This is a genomic window from Kitasatospora sp. NPDC097643 (assembly GCF_040302625.1).
GTDB lineage: Bacteria > Actinomycetota > Actinomycetes > Streptomycetales > Streptomycetaceae > Kitasatospora.
Genome location: NZ_JBEOSA010000142.1, coordinates 1 through 4,085 on the forward strand (window position 1 = coordinate 1; position 4,085 = coordinate 4,085).

1 protein-coding gene is annotated in these 4,085 nt (G+C 74.4%); it reads left to right on the forward strand.

What is annotated here, in order from left to right:
- A partial coding sequence (locus tag ABTY15_RS39410) for an SDR family NAD(P)-dependent oxidoreductase (protein ID WP_350607495.1) occupies positions 1-4,085 on the forward strand: 4,085 nt, incomplete at both ends.

Below are 4,085 nucleotides of genomic sequence, written 5' to 3' on the forward strand. Positions count from 1 at the left end.
CGTGGCCGGCTGATGCAGGCGCTGCCGGGCGGTGGTGCGATGGTCGCGGTGCAGGCGAGCGAGGCGGAGGTGCTGCCGCTGCTGACCGAGGGCGTCGGGATCGCCGCGGTCAACGGGCCCACGTCCGTGGTGGTCTCGGGTGCCGAGGATGCGGTGCTCGCGCTGGTCGGGCAGTTGGAGGGGCGGAAGTCCAAGCGGCTGACGGTCAGCCACGCCTTCCACTCGCCGCTGATGGACGGCATGCTGGACGACTTCCGCGCCGTGGCGCAGCAGGTGGCATACGGGTCCCCGCGGATCCCGATCGTCTCCACCCTCACCGGCGCTCCCGTCTCGACCGAGCTGACCGACGCCGAGTACTGGGTGCGGCACGTCCGCGAGGCCGTCCGCTTCGCCGACGCGGTCTCCGTCCTGGAGGCGGACGGTGTCCGGACGTTCGTCGAGCTGGGCCCGGACGGTGTGCTGTCCGCGATGGGACAGGAGTCCGCGGCCGAGGCCGCGTTCGTTCCCGTCCTCCGCGCCGGCCGCCCCGAGGCCCGCACGCTCACGGCAGCCCTCGCCCAGGCCCACGTCCGCGGCCTCGCCGTCGACTGGCCGGCCGTGTTCGCCGGTACCGGCGCGCGCCGGGTCGACCTGCCCACCTACCCCTTCGAGGGTCGCCGTTACTGGCCTGAGCGGGTCGGTCGGACTGTCGGCGATGTGGCCTCGGTCGGACTGGCGGCGGCCGGGCACCCGTTGCTGGGGGCGGCCGTCTCGCTGCCCGCGGTGGACGGATTCCTCTTCACGGGCCGCCTGTCGGTGCAGTCGCACCCGTGGCTGGCCGATCACGCGGTGATGGGCGCGGTGCTGCTGCCGGGCACGGCGTTCGTCGAGCTGGCGATCCGGGCCGGTGACCAGGTCGGCTGCGGGCTGCTGGAGGAGCTGACGCTGGAGGCCCCGCTGGTGCTGCCCGAGCAGGGCGGCGTCCATGTCCAGCTCGCGGTCGAGGAGGCCGACGGGTCGGGCCGCCGGGCTGTCGGCCTGTACTCCCGGCTGGAGGACACGGCCGAGGGGGAGGTCTGGACGCGGCACGCCACCGGCGTGCTGGCCCCCGGCGACGGTGACGATCTGCCGTCCTTCGACCTCACCGAGTGGCCTCCGCAGGGCGCGACCACGGTCGGCGTGGACGATCTCTACGACGTCTTCCAGGCGGCCGGGTTCGGGTACGGACCGGTGTTCCAGGGCCTGCGCGCCGCGTGGCGCCGTGGCGAGGACGTCTACGCGGAGGTGCGCCTGCCGGAGGGTGCCGAGGCCGACGCCGCACTCTTCGGCTTGCACCCGGCCCTGCTCGATGCCGCGCTGCACGCGGTCGGCATCGGCAACCTGCTGGAGGAGAGCGGCGGCGGCCGCCTGCCGTTCGCGTGGAACGGGGTGACGCTGCACGCCGCCGGGGCTTCGGCCGTCCGGGTGCGGATGTCGCCAGCGGGCCGCGACACGGTCTCTCTCGTGCTGGCCGACGAGTCCGGGCGCCCGGTGGCATCCGTGGCCTCGCTGGCGATGCGCGAGGTGTCCGAGGAGCAGGTCCGGGCCGCCCGCGGTGGCTCGGTCGACTCGCTGTACCGGGTGGAGTGGACCGCGCTGCCGGTGTCGCAGGCGCCGGCGGGTCGGTGGGCCGTGCTGGGTGCGGGCGGGTTCGGTGCGGAGCGGTTCGCGGACCTGGCGGAGCTGGGTGCGGCGGTCGACGCCGGTACGGCCGCCCCGGATGCGGTGTTCCTGGCGCTGGAGTCGGTCGAGGCGTCTGATGGTGTGGCCTCGGCTGTGCGCGCCGCGCTGCACGGGGTTTTGGGGACGGTGCAGGAGTGGCTGGCGGATGAGCGGTTCGCGGCGTCGCGTCTGGTCCTGGTGACCCGTGGGGCGGTCGGTGCCGAGGTCGAGGACCTGGTGCACGCCCCGGTCTGGGGCCTGGTGCGCTCGGCGCAGTCCGAGAACCCCGGCCGCCTGGTCCTCCTGGATCTGGACGGTCCGGAGGTCGCGGAGGGCCTGGTGGCGGGCGCGCTGGCCGCCGGCGAGCCGGAGCTTGCGGTGCGCGGTGGCGAGGTGCGGGTGCCGCGTCTGGCCCGGGCGGCAGTGTCGCCCGAGGCGGTGCCGGTGTTCGGGTCGTCGGGCACGGTCCTGGTGACGGGTGCGTCGGGTCTGCTGGGCGGGCTGGTGGCCCGTCACCTGGTGGTCGAGCACGGGGTGCGGAGTCTGCTGCTGGTGTCGCGCCGTGGTGCGGACGCGCCGGGAGCGGTCGAGCTGCGGGACGAGCTGACGGAGGCCGGTGCCACCGTCACGCTGGCGGCGTGCGATGTGGCCGACCGGGAGGCGCTGGCCGCGCTGCTCGCCGACCACGAGCTCTCCGGTGTGGTCCACACGGCCGGTGTCCTGGACGACGGCATCGTCGCCTCGCTCACTCCCGAGCGGATCGACACCGTGCTGCGTCCGAAGGTCGATGCGGCCCTCCACCTCCACGAGCTGACGGCCGGCCACCCGCTGACCGCGTTCGTGCTGTTCTCCTCCGCCGCCGGCACCTTCGGCGGACTCGGGCAGGGCAACTACGCGGCCGCGAACGTCTTCCTGGACGCCCTCGCCGCCCAGCGCCGGGCTGCCGGGCTGCCCGCGACCTCCCTCGCCTGGGGTGCCTGGGCGGAAGGCGGAATGGTCGGCAGTCTCGCCGATGTCGACGTCCGCCGTATGAGCCGTGGCGGTGTGCAGGGCCTGCTCGCCGACGAGGGGCTGGCGCTCTTCGACGCGGCGATCGCCGCGGACGAGTCCCTGGTCGTTCCGATCCGGCTCGACCTGGCCGCGCTGCGCGCCGAGGCTGCCGCCGGCACCCTGCCGCCGCTGGTGCGCGGCCTGGTGCGCACCCCGCTCCGCCGCGTTGCCGAGAACGGCTCGGCGGGCCGTACGGTCGGCTCGTCCCTGGCGCAGCGCGTCCTTGCCGCGCCGGCCGCCGAACGGACGGAACTCCTGCTGGACCTGGTCCGTGCCCGGGTCGCGTCCGTCCTCGGCTACGGGGACGCGGGCGCCGTGGACGCCAACCGGGCGTTCAAGGAGCTGGGCTTCGACTCGCTGACCGCCGTCGAGCTGCGCAACGAGCTCAACGGCGCGACCGGCCTGCGCCTGCCGGCGACGCTGGTCTTCGACCACCCGACGCCGGGCGCCCTGGCCGCTTTCCTGCTCGCCGAACTGGTCGGCGAGGCGCCGGGTGCCGCAGTGGCGGTCCGGACGGTGGCGGTCGATGACGAGCCGATCGCGATCGTCGGGATGGCCTGCCGCTTCCCGGGTGGCGTCGAGTCCCCGGAGGACCTGTGGCGGCTGGTGTCGGAGGGCCGGGACGCGGTCTCCGGCTTCCCGACCGGCCGCGGCTGGGACCTGGAGAACCTGTACCACCCCGACCCCGATCACCAGGGCACCTCGTATGCCCGCGAGGGCGGGTTCCTGCACGACGCGGGCCTGTTCGACCCGGTGTTCTTCGGGATCTCGCCGCGCGAGGCGCTGGCGATGGACCCGCAGCAGCGGCTGCTGCTGGAGACGTCCTGGGAGGCGTTCGAGCGGGCCGGAATCGACCCGGCGACGCTGCGTGGCAGCCGCACCGGCGTGTTCGCCGGCGTGATGTACCACGACTACGCCAACAACCTGGGTGAGCTCCCCGACGGCGTGGAGGGTTACCTCGGCACCGGCAACTCCGGAAGCATCGCCTCCGGCCGCGTCGCCTACACCTTCGGCCTGGAGGGCCCGGCGGTCACCGTCGACACCGCCTGCTCCTCTTCTCTGGTCGCGCTGCACTGGGCGATCCAGGCACTGCGGAACGGCGAGTGCACGATGGCGCTCGCCGGCGGCGTGGCGATCATGTCCACCCCCGAGGTGTTCGTGGACTTCAGCCGCCAGCGGGCACTCTCCGCGGACGGCCGGTGCAAGGCGTTCTCGGCGGAGGCGGACGGCACCGGTTGGGGCGAGGGCGTCGGCATGCTCCTGGTCGAGCGGCTCTCCGACGCCCGCCGCAACGGACACCAGGTGCTCGCGGTCGTGCGCGGCAGTGCCGTCAACCAGGACGGTGCGTCGAACGG